The sequence below is a fragment of the Streptomyces acidiscabies genome, from assembly GCF_020010905.1.
GTDB lineage: Bacteria > Actinomycetota > Actinomycetes > Streptomycetales > Streptomycetaceae > Streptomyces > Streptomyces acidiscabies.
Genome location: NZ_JAGJBY010000001.1, coordinates 3,637,329 through 3,659,530 on the forward strand (window position 1 = coordinate 3,637,329; position 22,202 = coordinate 3,659,530).

General features: G+C 72.0%; 23 protein-coding genes. 18 read left to right on the forward strand and 5 right to left on the reverse strand.

All coding sequences use genetic code 11. The features are described from left to right. Positions 1 to 47 precede the first annotated feature (47 nt). The 5 genes from J8M50_RS16890 to metK all read left to right on the forward strand — a co-directional run bounded on the left by J8M50_RS16890 (position 48) and on the right by metK (position 4,120). Positions 48 to 371 (forward strand): integration host factor, encoded by a 324-nt coding sequence (locus J8M50_RS16890; RefSeq protein ID WP_003977346.1) that lies wholly within the window; start codon positions 48 to 50, stop codon positions 369 to 371. A gap of 59 nt (positions 372 to 430) precedes the next feature. Continuing rightward, the gene (gene gmk / locus J8M50_RS16895) at positions 431 to 1,024 is read left to right on the forward strand and encodes a guanylate kinase (protein ID WP_029184392.1); all 594 of its coding nucleotides are present in this window, start codon (positions 431 to 433) and stop codon (positions 1,022 to 1,024) included. 68 nt (positions 1,025 to 1,092) lie between these two features. Beyond that, a complete protein-coding gene (rpoZ, locus tag J8M50_RS16900) occupies positions 1,093 to 1,362 on the forward strand; it encodes a DNA-directed RNA polymerase subunit omega (RefSeq protein WP_010357929.1) in 270 nt (89 codons plus the stop codon). A 105-nt stretch (positions 1,363 to 1,467) separates the two neighbouring features. Beyond that, positions 1,468 to 2,670 (forward strand): bifunctional phosphopantothenoylcysteine decarboxylase/phosphopantothenate--cysteine ligase CoaBC, encoded by a 1,203-nt coding sequence (gene coaBC, locus J8M50_RS16905; RefSeq protein ID WP_010357930.1) that lies wholly within the window; start codon positions 1,468 to 1,470, stop codon positions 2,668 to 2,670. A gap of 241 nt (positions 2,671 to 2,911) precedes the next feature. Beyond that, positions 2,912 to 4,120, forward strand: coding sequence for a methionine adenosyltransferase (gene metK, locus J8M50_RS16910; RefSeq protein WP_010357931.1), 1,209 nt, complete (start codon positions 2,912 to 2,914; stop codon positions 4,118 to 4,120). A gap of 60 nt (positions 4,121 to 4,180) precedes the next feature. Here metK and J8M50_RS16915 read toward each other — a convergent pair whose 3' ends face one another. Next, positions 4,181 to 4,843 (reverse strand): hypothetical protein, encoded by a 663-nt coding sequence (locus J8M50_RS16915; protein ID WP_010357932.1) that lies wholly within the window; start codon positions 4,841 to 4,843, stop codon positions 4,181 to 4,183. 103 nt (positions 4,844 to 4,946) lie between these two features. Between J8M50_RS16915 and J8M50_RS16920 the strand changes: the two genes are divergently transcribed. Further along, positions 4,947 to 7,088, forward strand: coding sequence for a primosomal protein N' (locus J8M50_RS16920; protein ID WP_029184393.1), 2,142 nt, complete (start codon positions 4,947 to 4,949; stop codon positions 7,086 to 7,088). A gap of 85 nt (positions 7,089 to 7,173) precedes the next feature. Here the strand turns inward: J8M50_RS16920 and J8M50_RS16925 are convergent, their stop codons facing one another. Next, positions 7,174 to 7,707 (reverse strand): hypothetical protein, encoded by a 534-nt coding sequence (locus J8M50_RS16925; protein WP_010357934.1) that lies wholly within the window; start codon positions 7,705 to 7,707, stop codon positions 7,174 to 7,176. Positions 7,708 to 7,948: 241 nt separating this feature from the next. Between J8M50_RS16925 and fmt the strand changes: the two genes are divergently transcribed. The 11 genes from fmt (at position 7,949) to J8M50_RS16980 (ending at position 18,147) form a co-directional block, all read left to right on the forward strand. Then, entirely contained in the window at positions 7,949 to 8,881 is a 933-nt protein-coding gene (gene fmt, locus J8M50_RS16930) for a methionyl-tRNA formyltransferase (RefSeq protein WP_010357935.1), read from the forward strand. Between the two features lie 127 nt (positions 8,882 to 9,008). Beyond that, entirely contained in the window at positions 9,009 to 10,355 is a 1,347-nt protein-coding gene (locus tag J8M50_RS16935; RefSeq protein ID WP_010357938.1) for an RsmB/NOP family class I SAM-dependent RNA methyltransferase, read from the forward strand. Positions 10,356 to 10,428: 73 nt separating this feature from the next. Further along, a complete protein-coding gene (rpe, locus tag J8M50_RS16940; RefSeq protein ID WP_010357940.1) occupies positions 10,429 to 11,109 on the forward strand; it encodes a ribulose-phosphate 3-epimerase in 681 nt (226 codons plus the stop codon). A gap of 108 nt (positions 11,110 to 11,217) precedes the next feature. Next, on the forward strand, positions 11,218 to 12,228 hold the full coding sequence (locus tag J8M50_RS16945; protein ID WP_010357941.1) for a sugar-binding transcriptional regulator: 1,011 nt from the start codon (positions 11,218 to 11,220) through the stop codon (positions 12,226 to 12,228). A gap of 40 nt (positions 12,229 to 12,268) precedes the next feature. Beyond that, positions 12,269 to 12,676 carry a guanyl-specific ribonuclease gene (locus J8M50_RS16950; RefSeq protein WP_010357942.1) on the forward strand — a complete coding sequence of 136 codons (408 nt, stop codon included), beginning with the start codon at positions 12,269 to 12,271 and terminating at the stop codon, positions 12,674 to 12,676. Beyond that, positions 12,673 to 12,927: a barstar family protein gene (locus J8M50_RS16955; protein WP_010357944.1), complete on the forward strand. Its 255-nt coding sequence runs from the start codon at positions 12,673 to 12,675 to the stop codon at positions 12,925 to 12,927. Before J8M50_RS16950 ends, J8M50_RS16955 begins: the two co-directional genes overlap by 4 nt. A 78-nt stretch (positions 12,928 to 13,005) precedes the next feature. Beyond that, positions 13,006 to 14,448, forward strand: coding sequence for a GuaB1 family IMP dehydrogenase-related protein (locus tag J8M50_RS16960; RefSeq protein WP_010357947.1), 1,443 nt, complete (start codon positions 13,006 to 13,008; stop codon positions 14,446 to 14,448). Positions 14,449 to 14,502: 54 nt separating this feature from the next. Beyond that, positions 14,503 to 15,003 (forward strand): GNAT family N-acetyltransferase, encoded by a 501-nt coding sequence (locus J8M50_RS16965; protein ID WP_010357948.1) that lies wholly within the window; start codon positions 14,503 to 14,505, stop codon positions 15,001 to 15,003. Between the two features lie 21 nt (positions 15,004 to 15,024). Further along, a complete protein-coding gene (locus tag J8M50_RS16970) occupies positions 15,025 to 15,465 on the forward strand; it encodes an Lrp/AsnC family transcriptional regulator (protein WP_010357949.1) in 441 nt (146 codons plus the stop codon). 184 nt (positions 15,466 to 15,649) lie between these two features. Continuing rightward, positions 15,650 to 16,435 (forward strand): carbon-nitrogen hydrolase family protein, encoded by a 786-nt coding sequence (locus J8M50_RS16975; protein WP_010357950.1) that lies wholly within the window; start codon positions 15,650 to 15,652, stop codon positions 16,433 to 16,435. Between the two features lie 14 nt (positions 16,436 to 16,449). Beyond that, on the forward strand, positions 16,450 to 18,147 hold the full coding sequence (locus J8M50_RS16980) for a flavin monoamine oxidase family protein (RefSeq protein ID WP_010357952.1): 1,698 nt from the start codon (positions 16,450 to 16,452) through the stop codon (positions 18,145 to 18,147). Positions 18,148 to 18,149: 2 nt separating this feature from the next. Here J8M50_RS16980 and J8M50_RS16985 read toward each other — a convergent pair whose 3' ends face one another. Both J8M50_RS16985 and J8M50_RS16990 read right to left on the reverse strand, forming a co-directional pair. Beyond that, positions 18,150 to 18,839, reverse strand: a complete 690-nt coding sequence (locus J8M50_RS16985; protein ID WP_010357953.1) for a DUF5995 family protein — start codon at positions 18,837 to 18,839, stop codon at positions 18,150 to 18,152. A 73-nt stretch (positions 18,840 to 18,912) separates the two neighbouring features. Continuing rightward, positions 18,913 to 20,100 carry an MFS transporter gene (locus J8M50_RS16990; protein WP_010357955.1) on the reverse strand — a complete coding sequence of 396 codons (1,188 nt, stop codon included), beginning with the start codon at positions 20,098 to 20,100 and terminating at the stop codon, positions 18,913 to 18,915. A 115-nt stretch (positions 20,101 to 20,215) separates the two neighbouring features. Between J8M50_RS16990 and J8M50_RS16995 the strand changes: the two genes are divergently transcribed. Then, positions 20,216 to 21,439, forward strand: coding sequence for an ROK family transcriptional regulator (locus J8M50_RS16995; protein ID WP_010357956.1), 1,224 nt, complete (start codon positions 20,216 to 20,218; stop codon positions 21,437 to 21,439). Positions 21,440 to 21,449: 10 nt separating this feature from the next. Here J8M50_RS16995 and J8M50_RS17000 read toward each other — a convergent pair whose 3' ends face one another. Continuing rightward, positions 21,450 to 22,184 (reverse strand): SDR family oxidoreductase, encoded by a 735-nt coding sequence (locus J8M50_RS17000; RefSeq protein WP_010357957.1) that lies wholly within the window; start codon positions 22,182 to 22,184, stop codon positions 21,450 to 21,452. Positions 22,185 to 22,202 lie beyond the last annotated feature (18 nt).

Here is a 22,202-nt window from a genome sequence, read left to right on the forward strand (position 1 = left end):
CCTCACCGGTCCGTATCCGACAGTTCGACATCCGAGGTGACGTAGGCGTGGCTCTTCCGCCCCTTACCCCCGAACAGCGCGCAGCCGCGCTCGAAAAGGCCGCCGCGGCTCGCCGGGAGCGGGCCGAGGTCAAGAATCGACTCAAGCACTCCGGCGCCTCCCTGCACGAGGTCATCAAGCAGGGCCAGGAGAACGACGTCATCGGCAAGATGAAGGTCTCCGCACTGCTGGAGTCGCTGCCCGGCGTGGGCAAAGTCCGCGCCAAGCAGATCATGGAGCGACTCGGCATCTCCGAGAGCCGCCGTGTGCGCGGCCTCGGCTCCAACCAGATCGCGTCCCTGGAGCGTGAGTTCGGCAGCACCGGTTCCTGAACCCGGCGCCGCCGGGCAGGGCGTCCCGGGCACTCCGGGATTGCTGGAATAATCGCTGCATGGCTGCAACATTCCGGGGGACGACCCCCGAGCCCCCGGACGTACGTCCGCGGCTGACCGTGCTCTCCGGCCCCTCAGGGGTCGGCAAGAGCACGGTCGTCGCCCATATGCGCAAGGCCCACCCGGAGGTGTGGCTGTCGGTGTCGGCGACGACCCGCAAGCCTCGTCCGGGTGAGAAGCACGGCGTCCACTACTTCTTCGTCGGCGACGACGAGATGGACAAGCTGATCGCCAACGGCGAACTCCTTGAGTGGGCCGAGTTCGCCGGCAACCGCTACGGCACGCCCCGTACGGCCGTGCTGGAGCGGCTGGAGAACGGCGAGCCGGTGCTCCTGGAGATCGACCTCCAGGGTGCCCGGCAGGTCCGCGAGTCCATGGCGGACGCCCAGCTCGTGTTCCTCGCGCCGCCCTCCTGGGAGGAGCTGGTGCGCAGGCTCACCGGGCGGGGCACCGAGGCGCCCGACGTGATCGAGCGCCGCCTCGACGCCGCCAAGGTCGAGCTCGCGGCCGAGCCCGAGTTCGACGAGACGCTGGTCAACACCTCTGTCGAGGATGTGGCGCGTGAGCTGCTAGCCTTGATGGATGTGGTGTGACCGTTACGGTCACCAACATCTTTGGACAACACAGTCTGAGATTCTTTCCCATCCACGGAAGGTAGAGCGTGTCCTCTTCCATCTCCGCGCCCGAGGGCATCATCAACCCTCCGATCGACGAGCTCCTCGAAGCCACGGACTCGAAGTACAGCCTCGTGATCTACGCGGCCAAGCGCGCCCGTCAGATCAACGCGTACTACTCGCAGCTCGGTGAGGGCCTCCTGGAGTACGTCGGCCCCCTCGTCGACACGCACGTCCACGAGAAGCCGCTGTCGATCGCGCTGCGCGAGATCAACGCGGGTCTGCTGACGTCCGAGGCCGTTCCGGACCCGGCGTAAGTACGACTGTCAGCTCGCGACTGACTTATCCACAGGCCCGGCAAGCACCTTGCCGGGCCTGTGGTGTGTCATGGGGTCGTACGGATTTCCGAGAGGGGTAGTGACGTGGACAAGCCCAAGGTCGTCCTGGGGGTCAGCGGTGGCATCGCCGCGTACAAGGCGTGCGAGCTGCTGCGCAGACTGACCGAGTCGGGCCATGACGTCCGTGTCGTCCCCACCGCCTCCGCGCTGCACTTCGTCGGCGCCGCGACCTGGTCCGCGCTCTCCGGCCACCCGGTCTCGACGGAGGTCTGGGACGACGTCCACGAGGTGCCGCACGTCCGCATCGGCCAGGGCGCCGACCTCGTCGTCGTCGCCCCCGCCACCGCCGACCTGCTCGCCAAGGCCGCCCACGGCCTCGCGGACGACCTCCTCACCAACACGCTCCTGACCGCCCGCTGTCCCGTGGTCTTCGCCCCCGCGATGCACACGGAGATGTGGGAGCACCCGGCGACGCGGGAGAACGTGGCGACGCTGCGCCGCCGGGGAGCCGTCGTCATCGAGCCCGCCGTGGGCCGCCTGACCGGCGTCGACACCGGCAAGGGCCGCCTCCCCGACCCGGCGGAGATCTTCGAGGTCTGCCGAAGGGTCCTGGCGCGCGGCGTCCGTGAACCCGACCTCGCCGGGCGCCACGTCGTCGTCACCGCCGGCGGCACCCGTGAACCCCTCGACCCCGTGCGCTTCCTCGGCAACCGCTCCTCCGGCAAGCAGGGCTACGCCCTCGCGCGTACGGCGGCGGCGCGCGGCGCCCGCGTCACGCTGATCGCGGCGAACGCGAGCCTCCCCGACCCGGCCGGCGTCGACGTCGTACCCGTCGGGACGGCCGTCCAGATGCGGGAGGCGGTGCTGAAACACGCAACGGACGCCGACGCGGTCGTGATGGCGGCGGCCGTCGCGGACTTCCGGCCCGAGACCTACGCGGCCGGGAAGATCAAGAAGAAGGACGGCCAGGAACCGGAGCCCGTCGTTCTCGTACGGAATCCGGACATCCTCGCGGAGATCTCCCGGAGCCGTTCCCGCCCCGGACAGGTGATCGTCGGGTTCGCCGCCGAGACCGACGACGTCCTCGCCAACGGGCGCGCGAAACTCGCCCGCAAGGGCTGCGATCTGCTGGTCGTGAACGAGGTGGGGGAGAGCCGCACCTTCGGCTCGGAGGAGAACGAGGCGGTCGTCCTCGGCGCCGACGGCAGCGAGACCGCCGTACCCCACGGGCCCAAGGAGGAGCTGGCCGAAATCGTGTGGGACCTGGTGACGCGGCGCCTCGAGTAACGCTTGGATGCGCACCCCGGAACCACTGGAGACTCGCTCGAATCGGGAGCGGCGGCTCTGGCCAAGGTCGCTGGACATCGGTCAGAATGCCCGTGCCGCAGCTCACGGCGCTCCCGAGAGGCGAGACAGGTGGGCCGGTGGCGAGGCACGACCGATAAGCTGTTCCTGGACCACTCCGGGCGCAGCTCCCGGCGGGTCCGCCAATGATCAGCCAGCAGCCGCTGCAACCACAGGGAGCGTTGTGTCCCGTCGCCTGTTCACCTCGGAGTCCGTGACCGAAGGTCACCCCGACAAGATCGCTGACCAGATCAGCGACACGATTCTCGACGCGCTGCTGCGCGAGGACCCCACGTCCCGCGTCGCCGTCGAGACGCTGATCACCACCGGCCTCGTGCACGTCGCCGGTGAGGTCACCACCCAGGCGTACGCGCCGATCCCGCAGCTCGTCCGGGAGAAGATCCTGGAGATCGGCTACGACTCGTCGAAGAAGGGCTTCGACGGCGCTTCCTGCGGCGTCTCCGTGTCCATCGGCGCGCAGTCCCCGGACATCGCGCAGGGTGTCGACACCGCTTACGAGTCCCGTGTCGAGGGCGACGAGGACGAGCTCGACAAGCAGGGCGCCGGCGACCAGGGCCTGATGTTCGGCTACGCGTCCGACGAGACGCCCACGCTCATGCCGCTGCCGATCTTCCTCGCGCACCGCCTCTCCAAGCGCCTCTCGGACGTCCGCAAGAACGGGACCATCCCCTACCTGCGCCCCGACGGCAAGACCCAGGTCACCATCGAGTACGACGGCGACAAGGCCGTCCGCCTCGACACGGTCGTCGTCTCCTCGCAGCACGCCTCCGACATCGACCTGGAGTCCCTGCTCGCGCCCGACATCCGCGAGTTCGTGGTCGAGCCCGAGCTGAAGGCCCTGCTGGACGACGGCATCAAGCTCGACACCGAGAACTACCGCCTGCTGGTGAACCCGACCGGCCGCTTCGAGATCGGCGGCCCGATGGGCGACGCCGGCCTCACCGGCCGCAAGATCATCATCGACACGTACGGCGGCTTCGCCCGCCACGGCGGCGGCGCCTTCTCCGGCAAGGACCCGTCGAAGGTCGACCGCTCCGCCGCGTACGCGATGCGCTGGGTCGCCAAGAACGTCGTCGCCGCGGGCCTCGCCTCCCGCTGCGAGGTCCAGGTCGCGTACGCCATCGGCAAGGCCGAGCCCGTCGGTCTCTTCGTCGAGACCTTCGGCACGAACACGATCGACACGGACAAGATCGAGAAGGCCATCGACGAGGTCTTCGACCTCCGTCCCGCCGCGATCATCCGTGACCTCGACCTGCTGCGGCCGATCTACGCCCAGACCGCCGCGTACGGCCACTTCGGCCGCGAGCTGCCCGACTTCACGTGGGAGCGGACGGACCGGGTGGAGGCGCTGAAGAAGGCCGCGGGGCTGTAGGTCCCTGGTTGTTTCGCGCGAGGCCCGGTGTCCCGGTGGGGCGCCGGGCCTCGGTGCGTGTCAGGCCTTCGGGTAACCCGCCCCGGCCAGCTCCTTGGTCAGGGCGGCGAGGGTCACCTCCGGGTTCAGCCGGGTGACGACCTCCTCGGTCAGCGGGCGTGAGGCGAGGACGTGGCGTATCGCCTCCAGGTCCACCTCGGTCTCGTAGTAGTCCTCGGCCCACTCCTGGAACGCCTCCGCGCTGCGGTCCGTGAGCAGCGCGAACAGGGACTCGGCGCCGTCCGGGTCCCCGTGGAACGACTCCGGGTAGTCGATGGTGCCCGCCGACCAGCCCTCGTCCCCGGTCCGCCGCCACAGGCAGACGGTGACGACGGGCATGCCGTCGTCGCTGAACGCGGGCTCGTCGACGTACGGGGCGAAATCCTCGGGGACCTCGTCGAGAACCCCCGGCCAGGGGCCGTCGTTCCCGTACGGGCTCATGGGCGACTCGTGGGCGAAGCCGCGCAGATAGGCGCCGGCCGGGGAGAAGACGATGGAGTACTCGTCCCCCGACCCGTTGCGCATCGACGCGGCCTCCTCGCTCTGAGACCAGTCCGTGTCGAAGGAGTGGCAGCGATTCCCCCACTCCGGGCTCAGCACCGCCTCCAGCACGGCCAGCGAGCGGCAGTGGTCACGCAGCGCGGTGATGTCGGGCAGACCCTGGGCGACGTCGTGTGCGGTCATCCGAACATCCAAGCGCCTCTTCCCGGGAAACGGAACCGCCGACTTCACGGCCCGCTGCCAGGGCGGAGGGGCGTTGTCAGTGGGGTTTGGTATCTATGAGGGTGTGAGCAGTGGGAACGGGTCGGGGAGTGGGGGCGAGGTGGGGGCTGAGCAGTTGGCTTTTATGCGGGAAGGGGTGAAGAAGGCGCGGGCCAAGCCGGGGACCTGGCGGGGGGCCGCGCTGGCGGGGGAGCTGCCGGTGGCTCGGGTTCTGGTGGACAAAGGGGTGCTGCATCTGGACCGGCTCTTTGATTACGCCGTGCCTGCCGAGCTGGATGAGGTGGCTCAGCCCGGGGTGCGGGTGCGGGTGCGGTTCGGGGCCGGGCGGGGGAAGGTGCGGGGCGGGCGGCGGGAGGGGGGTGCGCTGATCGACGGGTTTCTGGTGGAGCGGGTCGCCCGGTCCGAGTACTCCGGGCCCCTGGCCGCGCTGGCGCAGGTCGTCTCGCCCGAAGTCGTGCTGGGGCCCCAACTGCTGGCGCTCGCCCGGGGGGTCGCCGACCGGTACGCCGGGAGCCTTGCCGACGTGTTGCAGCTCGCCGTCCCGCCGCGCAGCGCCCGCGCCGAGCAGAAGGCTTCGCCCGCGCCGCTGGAGCCTCCCGCGCTGCCGTCGGCCGGGTCCTGGGAGCGGTACGAGGCCGGCGGGGCGTTCGTCGAGGCGCTCGGGCGGGGCGGGGTGCCCCGGGCCGTGTGGAACGCCTTGCCGGGGAGTACGTGGAGCGAGGAAGTGGCCCGCGCCGTGGGGGCCACGCTCGCTTCGGGGCGGGGGGCCCTCGTCGTCGTACCCGACGGTCGGGCCGTAGGGCGGGTCGATGCCGCGTTGACGCGGGTGCTGGGGGAGGGGCGGCATGCCGTGCTGACCGCCGACGCCGGGCCCGAGAAGCGGTACCGGGAGTGGCTCGCCGTCCTGCGGGGGAGTGTGCGGGCCGTCGTGGGGACCCGGGCCGCGATGTTCGCGCCGGTGCGGGACCTGGGGCTCGTCGTCGTGTGGGACGACGGGGACGGGAGCCACAGCGAACCGCATGCCCCGCAGCCGCATGTGCGGGACGTGCTGCTGCTGCGGGCCGCCCAGGAGAAGTGCGCGTTCCTGCTGGGGAGCTGGAGTTGCACCGTCGAGGCCGCCCAGCTCGTCGAGAGCGGGTGGGCCCGGCCGATCGTCGCCCGGCGGGAACAGGTGCGGTCGGCCGCGCCGCTCGTGCGGACCGTGGGGGACCAGGATCTCGCGCGGGACGAGGCGGCGCGGGCCGCCCGGCTGCCGACCCTCGCCTGGCAGGCCGTACGGGAGGGGCTGAAGTCCGGGCCCGTGCTCGTGCAGGTGCCCCGGCGGGGGTACGTGCCCCGGATGGCCTGCGCGCAGTGCCGCGAGCCCGCTCGGTGCCGGCACTGCGCCGGGCCGTTGGAGGGGACCGACGGGGGCGGGCTCTCCTGCGGGTGGTGCGGGCGGGCGGACGTCTCCTGGAGCTGCCCCGCCTGCGGGGGCGTGCGGCTGCGGGCACAGGTCGTGGGGGCCCGGCGGACCGCCGAGGAGCTGGGGCGGGCGTTTCCCGCCGTGCCCGTGCGGACGTCCGGACGGGAGCAGGTGCTGGACACCGTGCCGGGGGCGCCCGCGCTCGTCGTGAGCACGCCCGGCGCCGAGCCCGTCGCCGACGGGGGGTACGCGGCTGCCCTGCTGCTCGACGGGTGGGCCATGCTCGGGCGGCCCGATCTGCGGGCCGGGGAGGAGGCGTTGCGGAGGTGGATCGCCGCGGCGGCCCTGGTGCGGCCCCAGGGGGAGGGGGGGACCGTCGTCGTGGTCGCCGAGCCGACCCTGCGGCCGGTGCAGGCGCTGGTCCGGTGGGATCCCGTGGGGCACGCGGTGCGTGAACTGGCCGAGCGGGCGGAGCTGGGGTTCCCGCCGGTCTCCCGGATGGCCTCGGTGGCGGGGACCGCGGAGGCTGTCACCGGGTTCCTGGCCGTCGCCGAACTGCCCGCCGAGGCCGAGGTGCTGGGGCCTGTCCCCGTGCCGGTCACTCCTGTCGGGCGGCCCCGGAGAGTCGGGGGGCCGCCGCCGGGGGAGCGGTGGGAGCGGGCGTTGGTGCGGGTGCCGCAGGGGCGGGGCGGGGCGCTGGCCGCGGCGTTGAAGGCGGCGCAGGCCGCGCGGATGGCCCGGGGCGGTGGGGGGGAGGAAGGGCGGGTCTGGATTCGCGTCGACCCGGCGGACATCGGGTGATGGAGGCGAGGTTTGTCGGGGGGAATGCCGCTGCCCTCTCGTGGTCGGGCGAGAGGGCAGGGATGTCGGGGACGCGCGGGTGGGGTCAGCCGTTGCGGGGGCCGGGGAAGGGGGCGGGGCGGGCGTCCTCCCGCAGGGCGGGGCTGCCTGCCGTGGGCTGGGTGGGCATGGAGCGGGCCGCCGGGACGGTGGGGACCGTGGTGATGCCGCCGCCCACGTTCAGGACGCGGGCGGGGTCCGGGGGGAGAGCCGGTTCGGGGGCCGAGGTGGGGGTGCGGCGAGCGCCGTAGCGGCGGTGCACCGCCTGCTTCGTCACGCCCAGCGCCGAGCCCACCGCGTCCCAGGAGAAGCCGAGGGAGCGGTCGAACTCGACCGCCGCCGTCACCAGCGTCTCCACGCTGTCGCGGAGTTCCTGGGCGAGGCGGACGGTGGGGGCGGGGGCGCGGCCGTAGACCACGAAGCCCGTGGAGGGGCCGGAGCGGCGGGGGCGGTAGACGTTGCCCAGCTGGGCGGTGAGCGTGCGGAGTGCGTCCACCTGGCGGCGGACCCGCTCGATGTCCCGCACCAGCAAGTGCAGGCTGGCCCGGGCCTGGGCGTCGTGGGTTGCGTGGTCGGCCATGAACAAGCCTCTCGAACCGGCGTTAAGAGATAGGGGGTCAACTCTTTCTTGACCAACGCGGATTCGCTCCGCGGGTCACGGGGTGGGGGCGTATGGGCATATGCGTACGCCCCCCGGCTCGCTTCCGGTTCGTCCAGGGGCCTTGGGGAGAGGGGGGACTCGCCGTCTGCGGCTTTCCCCGACGGCTCATTAGACTGCTGTGCTGGTCGTCTTCCGTCTGTCCGAGAGGTTCCGTCCTTCCATGAGGCTTGTCTTCGCTGGTACCCCCGAGGTCGCCGTTCCCGCTCTGGACGCTCTGATCGGGTCCGGGCGGCATGAGGTCGTCGCCGTGGTGACGCGGCCGGACGCGCCGGCGGGGCGGGGGCGGCGGCTCGTCGCGTCGCCGGTGGCCGAGCGGGCGATGGAGGCCGGGATCGAGGTGCTGAAGCCGGGCCGGCCCCGGGAGCCCGAGTTCCTGGAGCGGCTGAGGGAGATCGGGCCCGACTGCTGTCCCGTCGTCGCGTACGGCGCCCTGCTGCCCAAGGTCGCGCTGGACGTGCCCGCGCGGGGGTGGGTCAACCTGCACTTCTCCCTGCTGCCGGCCTGGCGGGGGGCCGCGCCCGTACAGCACTCGATCATGGCCGGCGACGAGATCACCGGGGCGTCCACGTTCCTCATCGAGGAGGGCCTCGACTCCGGCCCCGTGTACGGCACCGTCACCGAGACGGTACGGCCCACCGACACGAGCGGCGACCTCCTGACCCGGCTCGCGTTCGCCGGCGCCGGGCTGCTCGCGGCGACCATGGACGGCATCGAGGACGGCACGCTGGAGGCGGTGCCGCAGAGCGCCGAGGGCATCACCCTGGCCCCGAAGATCACCGTCGAGGACGCCCGCGTCGACTGGCAGGCCCCGGCGCTGCGCGTCGACCGCGTCGTACGGGGCTGCACCCCCGCGCCCGGCGCCTGGACCACCTTCCGCGGCGAGCGCCTCAAGCTGATCCAGGTGACCCCGCTGCCCGACCGGGGCGGTCTGGCGCCGGGACAGCTGGCCGTGGGCAAGAACAACGTGTACGTCGGGACCGGCTCGTACGCCGTGGAGCTGCTGTGGGTCCAGGCACAGGGCAAGAAGCCGATGCGGGCGGCGGACTGGGCGCGGGGCGTCCGGGGGGCGGACGGGGAGACGCTGGGGCAGTAGCCACGCGGCGTACGCTTGAGGTCTGTCCTTTCTTGATGACCCGGAGCACCTTTTCGTGAGCGACACCTCTGCGCAGCCCCGTAAGACCGGCAAGCCGTATCGGCGGCCCAAGAAGGACCCCGTCCGGATGCTGGCGTTCGAGGCGCTGCGGGCGGTGGACGAGCGGGATGCGTACGCGAATCTGGTGTTGCCGCCGCTGCTCAGGAAGGCCCGGGAAAAAGGGGAGTTCGACAGTCGGGACGCCGCTCTCGCCACCGAGCTGGTGTACGGGACGCTGAGGCGGCAAGGGACGTACGACGCGGTCATCGCCGCCTGTATCGACCGGCCGCTGCGCGAGGTCGACCCGCCGGTGCTGGACGTGCTGAGCCTCGGCGCCCATCAGCTGCTCGGCACCCGGATCCCCACCCACGCCGCCGTGTCCGCCTCCGTCGAACTCGCTCGCGTCGTCCTCGGCGACGGTCGCGCCAAGTTCGTCAACGCGGTGCTCCGGAAGATCGCGCAGGACGATCTGGACGGCTGGACCGCGAAGGTCGCCCCGCCCTACGACGACGACCCGGAGGAGCACCTCGCCGTCGTCCACTCGCACCCCCGCTGGATCGTCTCGGCCCTGTGGGACTCGCTGGGCGGCGGCCGGGCCGGCATCGAGGAGCTGCTGGCGGCGGACAACGAGCGCCCCGAGGTGACCCTGGTGGCGAGGCCGGGCAGGTCGGTCGTACAGGAACTGCTGGAGGAGGACGCGGCCCTGCCCGGCCGTTGGTCGCCGTACGCCGCGAGGCTGACGGAAGGCGGGGAGCCGGGTGCCGTCGACGCCGTCCGTGAGGGGCGCGCCGGTGTGCAGGACGAGGGGAGTCAGCTGGTCGCGCTGGCCCTCGCGAACGCGCCGGTCGACGGCCCGGACCGGCGTTGGCTGGACGCCTGCGCGGGCCCCGGCGGCAAAGCCGCACTGCTCGCCGCCCTCGCCGCCGAGCGCGGCGCGACCCTGCTGGCGTCCGAGAAGCAGCCGCACCGCGCGGGCCTGGTCGCGAAGGCGCTGGCCGGCAACCCGGGGCCGTACCAGGTGATCGCGGCGGACGGGACCCAGCCTCCGTGGCAGCCGGGGGTCTTCGACCGCGTGCTCGTCGACGTCCCCTGCACCGGCCTCGGCGCCCTGCGCCGCCGCCCGGAGGCCCGCTGGCGGCGCCGTCCCGAGGACCTCGAAGGGTTCGCGCCCTTGCAGCGGGGCCTGCTGAAGACCGCGCTGGAGTCGGTGCGGGTCGGCGGCGTCGTCGGGTACGCGACCTGCTCACCGCACCTCGCGGAGACGCGGGCGGTCGTCGCCGACGCGCTCAAGCAGTTCCCGGCCGCCGACCTGATCGACGCGCGCCCCCTGCTGCCGGGTGTGCCGGGGCTGGGCGAGGGTCCCGACGTACAGCTGTGGCCGCATGTGCACGGCACGGACGCGATGTACCTGGCGCTGATCCGCCGGATCGGATGATCATCGTACGAAACTTCGCCCCGCCTCCCCCACCGGTGCTCGCCGCCCCGCCCCGGCGTGGGAGGCTAGCCCCATGGCCGTGCAGATCAACCCCAGCATCCTCTCCGCCGACTTCGCCCGCCTGGCCGACGAAGCCAAGGCCGTCGAAGGAGCCGACTGGCTCCACGTCGACGTCATGGACAACCACTTCGTCCCCAACCTCACCCTCGGCGTCCCGATCGTGGAGTCCCTGGCGAAGGCGACGGACACCCCGCTGGACTGCCACCTGATGATCGAGGACCCGGACCGCTGGGCCCCGCAGTACATCGAGGCCGGCGCCTCCTCGGTCACCTTCCACGTCGAGGCCGCCGCCGCCCCCGTCCGCCTGGCCCGCGAGATCCGCGCCCAGGGCGGTCGCGCGTCGATGGCCCTGAAGCCCGCGACCCCCATCGAGCCGTACGAGGACCTGCTCCCCGAACTCGACATGCTGCTGATCATGACGGTCGAGCCGGGCTTCGGCGGTCAGGCGTTCCTCGACATCATGCTGCCGAAGATCCGCCGCACCCGGCAGCTGATCGACCGGCACGGCCTCCAGCTGTGGCTCCAGGTCGACGGCGGCGTCTCCGCGAGCACGATCGAGCGCTGCGCCGAGGCGGGCGCGGACGTCTTCGTCGCCGGTTCGGCCGTGTACGGCGCCGACGACCCCGCCGCCGCCGTACGCGGACTGCGCGCCCAGGCCGAGGCGGCATGCGGCCACCGGGCCACGGGCAAGTGAACGAACCCTGCGACAGAGCCCTTCAGGGCTGATCAAGACCGCCGGATCTGCGAGGATGAAGGCGAATCCAGAGTGTGAAACAGCAGTGAGGAGATCGCCGTGTCGGGTATGTCGGCGGGCCGTTCGGCCATGCGGATGGGACCCGCGGAGCTGGTGCAGGCGGCGGCCATGGCCCGCCGCTTCTACCTGGAGGGCAAGTCCAAGATCCAGATCGCCGAGGAGTTCGGCGTCAGCCGCTTCAAGGTGGCCCGGGTCCTGGAGACCGCTCTCGAACGGGATCTCGTACGCATCGAGATCCGGGTACCGGCCGAGCTGGACGCCGAGCGCTCCGACGCGCTGCGCGCCCGCTACGGCCTGAGGCACGCGGTCGTCGTCGAGTCCCCGGCCGACGCCGAGGACTCCCCCGACCCCGAGAACCTGGGCGAGGTGGCCGCCGACCTGCTCGGCGAACTCCTCGACGAGGGGGACGTCCTGGGCCTCGCCTGGGGCCGCTCCACCATCAACATGGCCGCGGCCCTCGACCGGCTGCCGCCCTGCACGGTGGTGCAGCTGACAGGTGTGTACGACGCGGGCACGGCCGAGCGCGGCTCGGTCGAGGCGGTCCGCCGGGCAGCTCAGGTGTCCGGCGGCGACGCCCACCCCATCTACGCGCCCATGCTGCTGCCGGACGCGGCCACCGCCGCCGCGCTGCGCAGCCAGACCGGGATCGCGCGGGCCTTCGAGTACTTCGACAAGGTCACGGTCGCCTGCGTCTCCATCGGCTCCTGGGAGCCGGGCGTCTCCACGGTCCACGACATGCTGACGGACGAGGAGCGGGCCCACTACTCCTCCCTCGGCGTCGCGGCCGAGATGTCCGCGCACCTCTTCGACTCCGAGGGGCGCCGGGTCGGCCGGGACCTCGGCGAGCGGTGCATCACCGTCAAGGCGGACCAGCTGCGCCGTATCCCCGAGGTCGTCGCGATCGCGGGCGGGCAGCGCAAGGCGGCGGCGATCGACGCGGTGCTCAGGTCGGGGCTGGTCACCAGCCTCGTCACGGACACATCGGCGGCGGATTATCTGATGACCGCCGGGCCCACGCCCAAGTCGGCGCTGAACCGGTCCGACCCGGACGGCCCCTGACGGACGGCTCCTCGGCGACGGCCGTGGCAGCATCTACGGCATGCTGCTGCGGTTCGTCTCCCGGGTGCTTCTGTGTGTGCTGGTCTCGATCGGGGGTGTCGCCGGATGCTCGTCGGATCATCGTACGAACGACGTGCAGGCGAGTGCCTCCAGTAGTCGGCCTTCCAACGGCCTCGCCACCGTCAAGGCGGCCGACCTCCCCGCCGAGGCCCGCAAGACCCTCGCCCTCATCGACCAGGGCGGCCCCTACCCCTACTCCCGCGACGGCGTCGTCTTCGGGAACTTCGAGGGACGGCTGCCGAAACAGAAGCGCGGCTACTACCACGAATACACCGTGAAGACCCCGGGCTCGCGCGACCGGGGCGCCCGGCGCATTGTCACGGGGCAGAGCGGCGAGATCTACTACACCGATGATCACTACGACTCGTTCCGGACGGTACTGAGATGACCGACATCGCGATCGACCTCGACGGGGTCACGGACAGGGCCGCACTGATGGACCGGTTCGCGCAGGGGCTGCGGCTGCCCGACTGGTTCGGCCGCAACTGGGACGCGCTGGCCGACGTCCTGCGCGACCAGGAGGAACGGCGCATCGTCGTACGGGACTGGCGGCCGTACGCCAAGGCCCGGCCCGACGAGTGGGAGATCGCGCTGGAGATCTTCGAGGAGGCGCGGGTGCCGGTCCTGCTCGCCCTGTAGGAAGCTCCAGGACGTTCCCGTACAGGCTGGACGATTGTCCCGGGGCTGTTCCGGGACCCACGTGGGAGAATCAAGTACGTGCGTTTTCTCAATGACATCAAGCCCGCGTACGACCTCACCTACGACGACGTCTTCATGGTCCCGAGCCGCAGCGCGGTCGGCTCCCGCCAGGCGGTGGACCTGCGCTCGCCGGACGGGACGGGTACGACGATCCCGCTGGTCGTCGCCAACATGACCGCGATCGCCGGGCGCCGGATGGCCGAGACGATGGCCCGGCGCGGTGGGCTGGTCGTCATCCCGCAGGACATCCCGATCGACGTCATCACCGACGTCGTCTCCTGGGTCAAGAGCCGCCACCTCGTCCTCGACACCCCGATCGTGCTGTCGCCCCAGCAGACCGTCGCCGACGCGCTCGCGCTGCTGCCCAAGCGCGCGCACAACGCCGGTGTCGTCGTCGACGAGGAGCGGCGGCCCGTCGGCGTCGTCACCGACCAGGACCTCACCGGCGTCGACCGGTTCACGCAGCTCAGCGAGGTCATGTCCCGTGACCTGCTGCTCCTCGACGCGGACATCGACCCGCGCGAGGCGTTCACGACGCTGGACTCGGCGAACCGGCGGTACGCGCCGGCCGTCGACGGCGACGGGAAGCTCGCCGGGATCCTCACGCGCAAGGGCGCGCTGCGGGCCACCCTCTACACCCCGGCCGTCGACGCGAACGGCAAGCTGCGCATCGCCGCCGCCGTCGGGATCAACGGCGACGTCGCCGGCAAGGCCAAGCAGCTCCTCGACGCGGGCGTCGACACGCTCGTCATCGACACGGCCCACGGCCACCAGGAGTCGATGATCAGCGCGATCCGTACGGTCCGTGCGCTGGACCCCCGGGTGCCGATCGTGGCCGGCAACATCGTCTCCGCCGAGGGCGTACGGGACCTGATCGAGGCCGGCGCGGACATCATCAAGGTCGGGGTCGGTCCCGGCGCGATGTGCACGACCCGCATGATGACCGGCGTCGGCCGGCCGCAGTTCTCCGCCGTCCTGGAGTGCGCGGCCGAGGCCCGCAAGCACGGCAAGCACGTGTGGGCCGACGGCGGTGTCCGCCACCCGCGCGACGTCGCGATGGCCCTTGCGGCCGGGGCGTCCAACGTGATGATCGGCTCCTGGTTCGCCGGTACGTACGAGTCGCCGGGCGACCTCCAGCAGGACGCGAACGGGCGCCTCTACAAGGAGTCCTTCGGCATGGCGTCGGCCCGCGCGGTCCGCAACCGCACGTCCGAGGAGTCCTCGTACGACCGCGCCCGCAAGGCGCTGTTCGAGGAGGGCATCTCGACGTCCCGCATGTTCCTCGACCCGGCCCGGCCGGGGGTGGAGGACCTGATCGACTCCGTCATCGCCGGGGTGCGGTCGTCCTGCACGTACGCGGGCGCCGGGTCCCTCGCGGAGTTCGAGGAGAAGGCGGTCGTCGGCATCCAGAGCGCGGCCGGGTACGCCGAGGGAAAGCCGCTGCACGCGAGCTGGAACTAGGCACTTCGGGAAAAGGGCGGCGGGCCGGGGGCGACGCGTTCTAGCGTCGTCCCCATGGAGATCATGGCCTGCCGCCGCGAGGACCTCGTCGTGCTGGAGCGTGTCATGCCGTCGGACAGCTTCGACGGCAGCCACCCCATGCGCTTCGCCCGCCAGGAGGCGGGCGGCAGCACGTATCTGATCCCGTGGCTCGACGGCCGGCCCGTCGGTCGCGCGGAGGTTCTCTGGACCGGCTGCGAGGCGCCCGAGGTGCAGGCCGCGCACCCCGGCTGCCCCGAGATCAACGGCCTGTACGTGTGGCCCGAGCACCTGCGCTCGCAGGGCATCGGGACGGCGCTGGTGCGCGCCGCCGAGGAGTGGGCGCTCGCGCGGGGCGTCGAGGTCATGGGGCTCGGGGTGGACGACAGGAACCCGCGCGCGGCGGCGCTGTACGAGCGGCTCGGGTACCGGCCCGGCGTGCGGTACATCGACCGCTGGTCCTACCGCGACGTGAACGGCGTCCTGCGGGAGCACGCCGATCCGTGCCGGTTCCTCACCCGGGAGCTGAGCCACTGAGGGCGTGGTCTACTGCCGTATGTGTTGAACGACCTGGACGAACGTATCGTGCACGCCCTCGCCGAGGACGCCCGGCGGTCCTACGCCGACATCGGGCAGATCGTCGGGCTGTCCGCGCCCGCGGTGAAGCGCAGGGTGGACCGGCTGCGGGAGAGCGGGGCCATCGCCGGGTTCACGGTGCGGGTCGATCCGGTCGCGCTCGGGTGGGAGACCGAGGGGTTCGTCGAGATCCACTGCCGCAGGAACACGTCGCCCGAGACCATCCGGCGCGGCCTTGAGCGGTACCAGGAGGTCGTGGCCGCCTCCACCGTCACCGGCGACGCCGACGCCATCGCCCAGGTCTTCGCCTCCGACATGCGGCACTTCGAACGGGTGCTGGAGCGGATCGCGGGGGAGCCGTTCGTGGAGCGGACCAAGTCGGTGCTGGTGCTGTCACCGCTGCTGAGGCGTGCGCCCGCGTAAGAGCCGACGTTGCTGAGGCGTGCGTCCGCGTCAGGGTCGTACGCAACGAATCGCCGGGGTGCCACCACTTCGCGCAACGAATCGCTCACCTGCCCGCAATGGGTGCCTATTGTCCGCTCGGCCCGGCCGACCGTACCGTCTATCTGGCCCCCGGCACCCCCCTTCCGCCCAGGTGAGGACACGTATGCGCATCGCCCTGCTCCAGAGCTCCGGACGTCCCGGCTCGGTCGAGGGGAACCTCAAGATGCTCGGCGAGGCGGCCGGGCGGGCAGGCGAGGCGGGGGCGGAGCTGCTGGTGGCGCCGGAGCTGTTCCTGACGGGGTACGCGGTCGACGTCGAGGGGCTCGCGGAGCCGGCGGACGGCGAGTCGGCGGACGCGGTCGCGGAGCTGGCCGCGCGGCACGGACTGGCCATCGCGTACGGATATCCCGAGCGGGCCGGCGACGCCGTCTTCAACTCCGCGCAGGTGATCTCGGCGACCGGCGACCGGCTCGCGAACTACCGCAAGACCCACCTCTTCGGCCCCTTCGAGCGCGACCACTTCACGCCCGGTGAACAGCCGGTCGTGCAGGCGGAGTTGGGCGGGCTGACCGTCGGCCTGATGATCTGCTACGACGTGGAGTTCCCGGAGAACGTGCGCGAGCACGCCCTCGCCGGCACCGACCTGCTGATCGTGCCGACGGCCCAGATGCACCCCTTCCAGTTCGTCGCGGAGGCGATGATCCCGGTCCGGGCGTTCGAGAGCCAGCTCTACATCGCGTACGTCAACAGGGTCGGCGAGGAAGGGGAGTTCGACTTCGTCGGCCTCTCCGTGCTGGCCGGCCCCGACGGAGTCGCCCGCGCCCGGGCGGGCCTCGGCGAGGAACTGCTCCTCGCGGACGCCGACCCCGCGTTCCTCGCCGCGTCCCGCGAGGCCAACCCCTATCTCGCCGACCGCCGCCCGGACCTCTACCGGTCCGTGGCCCGCTAGGAGTCCGTACCCCCATGACGTCCATGGTGCCCAACGCCGTAGAGCACACCGACGCGCAGCAGCCGCCGATCACGATGTTCGGGCCGGACTTCCCGTACGCCTACGACGACTTCCTCGCCCACCCGGCGGGCCTCGGACAGATCCCGGCGACCGAGCACGGCGCCGAAGTCGCCGTCATCGGGGGCGGGTTGTCGGGGATCGTCGCCGCGTACGAGCTGATGCGGATGGGCCTCAAGCCGGTCGTGTACGAGGCGGACCAGATCGGCGGGCGGCTGCGGACCGTCGGCTTCGAGGGCTGCGACCCCTCGCTGACCGCCGAGATGGGCGCGATGCGCTTCCCGCCGTCCTCCACGGCCCTCCAGCACTACATCGACCTGGCCGGGCTGGAGACCCGCCCCTTCCCCAACCCCCTTGCGGAGGTGACCCCTTCGACGGTCGTCGACCTCAAGGGGGAGTCGCACTACGCGGAGACGATCGAGGATCTCCCGCAGGTCTACCGGGATGTCGCCGAGGCGTGGTCCAAGTGCCTTGAGGAAGGCGCCGAGTTCGCGGACATGAACCGGGCGCTGCGGGAGCGGGACATACCGAGGATCCGCGAGATCTGGGGGCGGCTCGTCGAGCAGCTCGACAACCAGACGTTCTACGGATTCCTGTGCGCCTCCGAGGCGTTCAGGTCGTTCAGGCACCGCGAGATCTTCGGCCAGGTCGGCTTCGGCACGGGCGGCTGGGACACCGACTTCCCGAACTCGATCCTGGAGATCCTGCGGGTCGTCTACACGGAGGCGGACGACCATCACCGGGGGATCGTCGGCGGCTCGCAGCAACTCCCGCTGCGGCTCTGGGAGTCGGAGCCCGAGAAGCTCGTGCACTGGCCGTACGGCACCTCCCTCAAGACGCTGCACGCCGGTGGCGAACCGCGTCCCGCCGTCACCCGCCTGCACCGCACCGCCGGGAACCGGATCACCGTCACCGACGCGGACGGCGCGATCCGCACGTACCGCGCGGCCGTGTTCACCGCGCAGTCCTGGATGCTGCTGTCCAAGGTCGTGTGCGACGACGACCTCTTCCCGGTCGACCACTGGACGGCCATCGAGCGCACCCACTACATGGAGAGCTCCAAGCTGTTCGTCCCCGTCGACCGCCCGTTCTGGCTCGACAAGGATCCGGCGACCGGCCGTGACGTCATGTCGATGACCCTCACCGACCGGATGACGCGCGGGACGTACCTCCTCGACGACGGCCCCGACAAACCCGCCGTGATCTGCCTGTCGTACACCTGGTGCGACGACAGCCTCAAGTGGCTGCCGCTGTCCGCGAACGAGCGGATGGAGGTCATGCTGAAGTCGCTCGGCGAGATCTATCCGGGCGTCGACATCCGGCGCCATGTCATCGGCAGCCCGGTGACCGTCTCCTGGGAGAACGAGCCGTATTTCATGGGCGCGTTCAAGGCCAACCTCCCCGGCCACTACCGCTACCAGCGGCGCCTGTTCACCCACTTCATGCAGGACCGGCTCCCCGCCGACCGGCGTGGCCTGTTCCTCGCCGGGGACGACATCTCCTGGACCGCCGGGTGGGCGGAAGGCGCCGTACAGACCGCGCTGAACGCGGTGTGGGGCGTGATGCACCACTTCGGCGGCGAGACCGACCCGAGCAACCCGGGCCCGGGGGACGTGTACGACGAGATCGCGCCGGTCGAACTCCCGGAGGACTGAACCTAATCGGGCAGCGGCGTCAGCAGCATCCGCCCCGCGAACCCCACCCCCGTGTCCAGCCGTTCCCCGAACTCCTCGGTGAGTTCGGGGAACCGCCGCAGCGCCCACAGCGCCCGAGCCGCCGACCAGGTCGCCGACCGCGCCCGCTCCAGACTCCATGAGCCCAGCAAGTGCGTGAGCGGATCGGCGAGTTGGAGCAGGTCCGGACCCGGCATCAGCTCCTCCCTGATCCGCTCCTCCAACGCGACGAGGATGTCTCCGACCTGGTCGAACTCGTCCTCCAACTCGGCCGGCTCGCACCCGAGTTCGTGGCACGCGTCCACGACGGCCAGCGCCAGGTCGTGCCCGATGTGCGCGTTGATCCCGGCCAGCGCGAACTGGAGCGGCCGTACCCCCGGATGCCGCCGCATCTGGAACAGCGGGCGCCAACAGGCGGGCGTACGGCGGTCGTTCAGCTCCGCGTCGACGGCGTCCAGGTACCGCAGCGCGAACCGCACGTCCAGGGTGGCCGCCGCGCGGGGCTGCGCGAAGCGGCCCGTGTCGATGCGCCGGTCCACCTCCTCGGTGACGGCCAGATAGACCCGGTTGAACACGGCGACCCCGTCCCGCGCGGGCAACTCCGCGTCCAGGGCCCGCATCCGGGCGATCACCGTGTCTACGGCGGACGACGTGTAGCGCTGCAACTCCGGCATGGGGGAAGGGTGGCAGGCCCGCCGGGGGTTCGGGGGACGGACGGGCCCGGCTTCCCCAGAACGAGGGACACCGTCAGGGACGCGGGTCCGGCACCGCTGCGGCCTCGGAGCCGGCCTTCACACGTTCCGCGCCCCGCAGGACGCCCGCGAAGAGCAGCAGCCCGCACGACAGAGCCGTGACGACCCCGAACGACACCGTCAGGCTGGTCGCGTGCGCCACCCCGCCGATCAGGCTCGGCGCGATCAGGCCGGACGTGTACGTGATCGTCGCGACCCCCGCGATGGCCTGGCTCGGGTTCGGGCCCGAGCGTCCCGCCGCCGCGAAGCACAGCGGTATGACGACGGCGATGCCGAACCCCATCAGGCCGAACCCCGCCATCGCCACGGCCGGATGACCGGCCACGACGACCAGCGCGCCGCCCGCAACGGCGAGACCCCCGCCGGCGCGCACGGTCCGTACGACCCCGAAGCGGTCGACCACCGCGTCCCCGGCCAGCCTCGCGATCGCCATCGTCAGCATGAAACCGGTCGTGCAGGCCGCCGCGAGCCCCGCCGACGCCGTCAGCCGGTCCTCCAGGTACACCGCCGACCAGTCCATGCTGGCGCCCTCCGCGAACACCGCGCAGAAGCCGACCGCGCCGATCAGCAGCGCCGAGCGCGGCGGCAGGGTGAAGCGGGGCGGTGCCTCCTCGCCCTGCGTCGGGCGCAGGTCCAGGACCCAGTGGCAGGCGGTCAGGCCCAGCGCCGTCAGGATCCCCGCCGCCATCGCGTGGTGGATACGGGCGTCCGCGCCGAGGTGTGCGGCGAGCGTGCCCGCGCCCGAGCCGATCAGCGTGCCCACGCTCCACATGCCGTGCAGGCCCGACATGATCGACCGGCCGAGCCGGTGCTCGATCTCCACGCCCATCGCGTTCATCGCGACGTCCGCCATGCCCGAGGCCGCGCCGTACGCGAACATCGCGAGGCACAGGGTCAGCAGGTTCGGGGCGAGGGACGGCAGGACCAGGGAGAGCGTCCACAGCGCGAGCAGTGTCCGCAGCGCCGTACGCGTGCCCAGGTGGTGTGTGATCCAGCCCGCCAGCGGCATCGCGCAGGCCGCGCCGAACGCGGTGAACGCCAGCGCGAAGCCGAGCTGGCCCGCGCCGAGGCCCGCGTGGTCCTGGATCCACGGGATGCGGGTCGCGAACGACCCCGTCACCCCGCCGTGCACGGCGAACACCGCCGAGATGGCGTACCGGCCCCGGCGTACGTCCGTCCCCATGCCCACCCCATCTGTCGAGCCGCCTCGTGTCGCGCCGCAAACTATCAGGGACCCTTCCTGATAAATAGAGGGCGCTTACGGTTCGGGGCGGTCCCGGCCATGGGAGGATCCCGCCATGCCCGCATCACCGAGCACGGCCCGAGCCATCAACGACCGGCTCGCCCTGCGCCTGCTCCAGCGCGAAGGTCCGCTGACGGCAGGGCAGTTGAAGCAGCTCACGGGGCTCTCCCGGCCGACGGTCGCGGACCTCGCGGAACGCCTCACCGCCGCTGGCCTGATCGAGGTCGTCGGTGAGTCCGGGGCGCATCGGCGGGGGCCCAACGCGAAGTTGTACGGGATTGTCGCGGGCCGGGCTTCGCTGGCCGCGCTCGATGTGCGTACCGACGGGGTCGCCGTCATCGTCTCCGACCTGGTGGGGCGGGTGCTCGCGGAGGCTGCCGTCCCCATCGCCGGGGATCTCGCGACGGACCTCGCCCTCGATCAGGCGGTGACGCTGGTCGAGCGGGCCGCGAAGGAGGCGGGCGCCGACACGCTCCACACGGTGTGCATCGGGGCGCCGGGCCTGATCGAGCCGTCCACCGGGGACCTCCGCGACTCCAACGGGCTCCCCATGTGGCACCGGCGCCTGACGGCGGTACTCCAGGAACGTTTCCCCGCAGCTCACGTACTCGTCGAGAACGAGACGAACCTCGCGGCTCTGGCGGAACGGGGGGAGGGGGCGGCGCGGGACCGGGACACGTTCGTGCTGCTGTGGCTGGGGCAGGGGGTGGGGGCGGCGGTGGTGCTGGACGGGGCGCTGCGGCGGGGAGCTTCGGGTGGTACCGGCGAGATCGGGTTCCTGCCGGTGCCGGGGGTGGGCTTGCCGTCGGCGACGGACTGCGAGGGCGGGTTCCATTCCGTGGCCGGGGGGTGGGCTGTCGAGCGGTTGGCGGGGGAGTTCGGGGTGGTGGGGGAGGGGGCTGCGGGGGTGGTTCGGGGGGCGGTCGAGGCGGTGGCGGCGCCCGAAGCCGCCGACGCCCCCGGCGACGAGGCCACCAGCCCGGCCGGCATCCCCGTTCCCGAACCCGCCGCCCTCTTCCTGGACGCCCTAGCCGACCGCATCGCCCTCGGTGTCGCCTCCGTCGTAGCCGTCCTCGACCCTGGATGCGTCGTCCTCGGTGGCGAGGTCGGGCAGGCCGGAGGGGGTCTCCTCGCCGGCAAGGTCGAGGCTCGGATCAGGCGGATGGCGCCGTTGGTCACCGAGGTCAGGGCCAGTGCGTTGGGGGGCGGGGCCGTGTTGCGCGGGGCCCTGTTGACCGCTCGGGAAGCCGCGCAGGACGAGTTGTTCGGGGCGTCGTAGGGCCGGGGCTCTACTTGCCCGACAAGTACTCCTCGAACGTCCGCCTCCCCACCGCGTTCCCCGGCGTCAGATGCCCGCCCGCGCGGAACGCCCCGTACGCCGCGCCCCACAGCGGGACCCGGACCAGTCGGCGCCTCCTGCCCCGCGCCTTGAGGTACGACCGGGCGAGCGAGTCGAACGTCCGTACCTCGGGTCCGCCCATGTCCGGAACCCGCCCCTGCGGCTCGCCCAGTGCCAACTCGGCGAGCCGCTCGGCGACTTCGGTCACCTCGACGGGCTGATCGCTCACCCCGGCGGGGACCGGCAGCACGGGGGACTTGGCGAGCGTGCCCAGCACCTGGGCGACGAGGTCGTGGAACTGGGTCGCCCGCAGGACCGTCCAGCCCACCCCCGACTCCTCCACCAGGCGTTCGACGGCGAGCTTGGACCGGTAGTAGCCCAGCGGCACCCGGTCCACCCCCACGATCGAGATGAACACCAGATGCCCCACCCCCGCCTCGCGCACGGCCCCGATCAGATTCCGCGCGGCCTTCTCGTCACCCCCGCGCGGCGAACTCGCGCAGTGCACGACCGTGTCGACGTCCGACAGCGCCGTACGCAGTCCGGACCCGCCGACGGACAGATCGACGGCGTACCCGGGCCCGCGTCGGCTCAGCACCCGCACCTCGTGACCCCCCGCCCGCAGCCGCTCGACGACGGGCCGCCCCAGGGTTCCGGTCCCGCCGGTCACCAGAATCGTGGACATGCATCAACTCCTTCGACA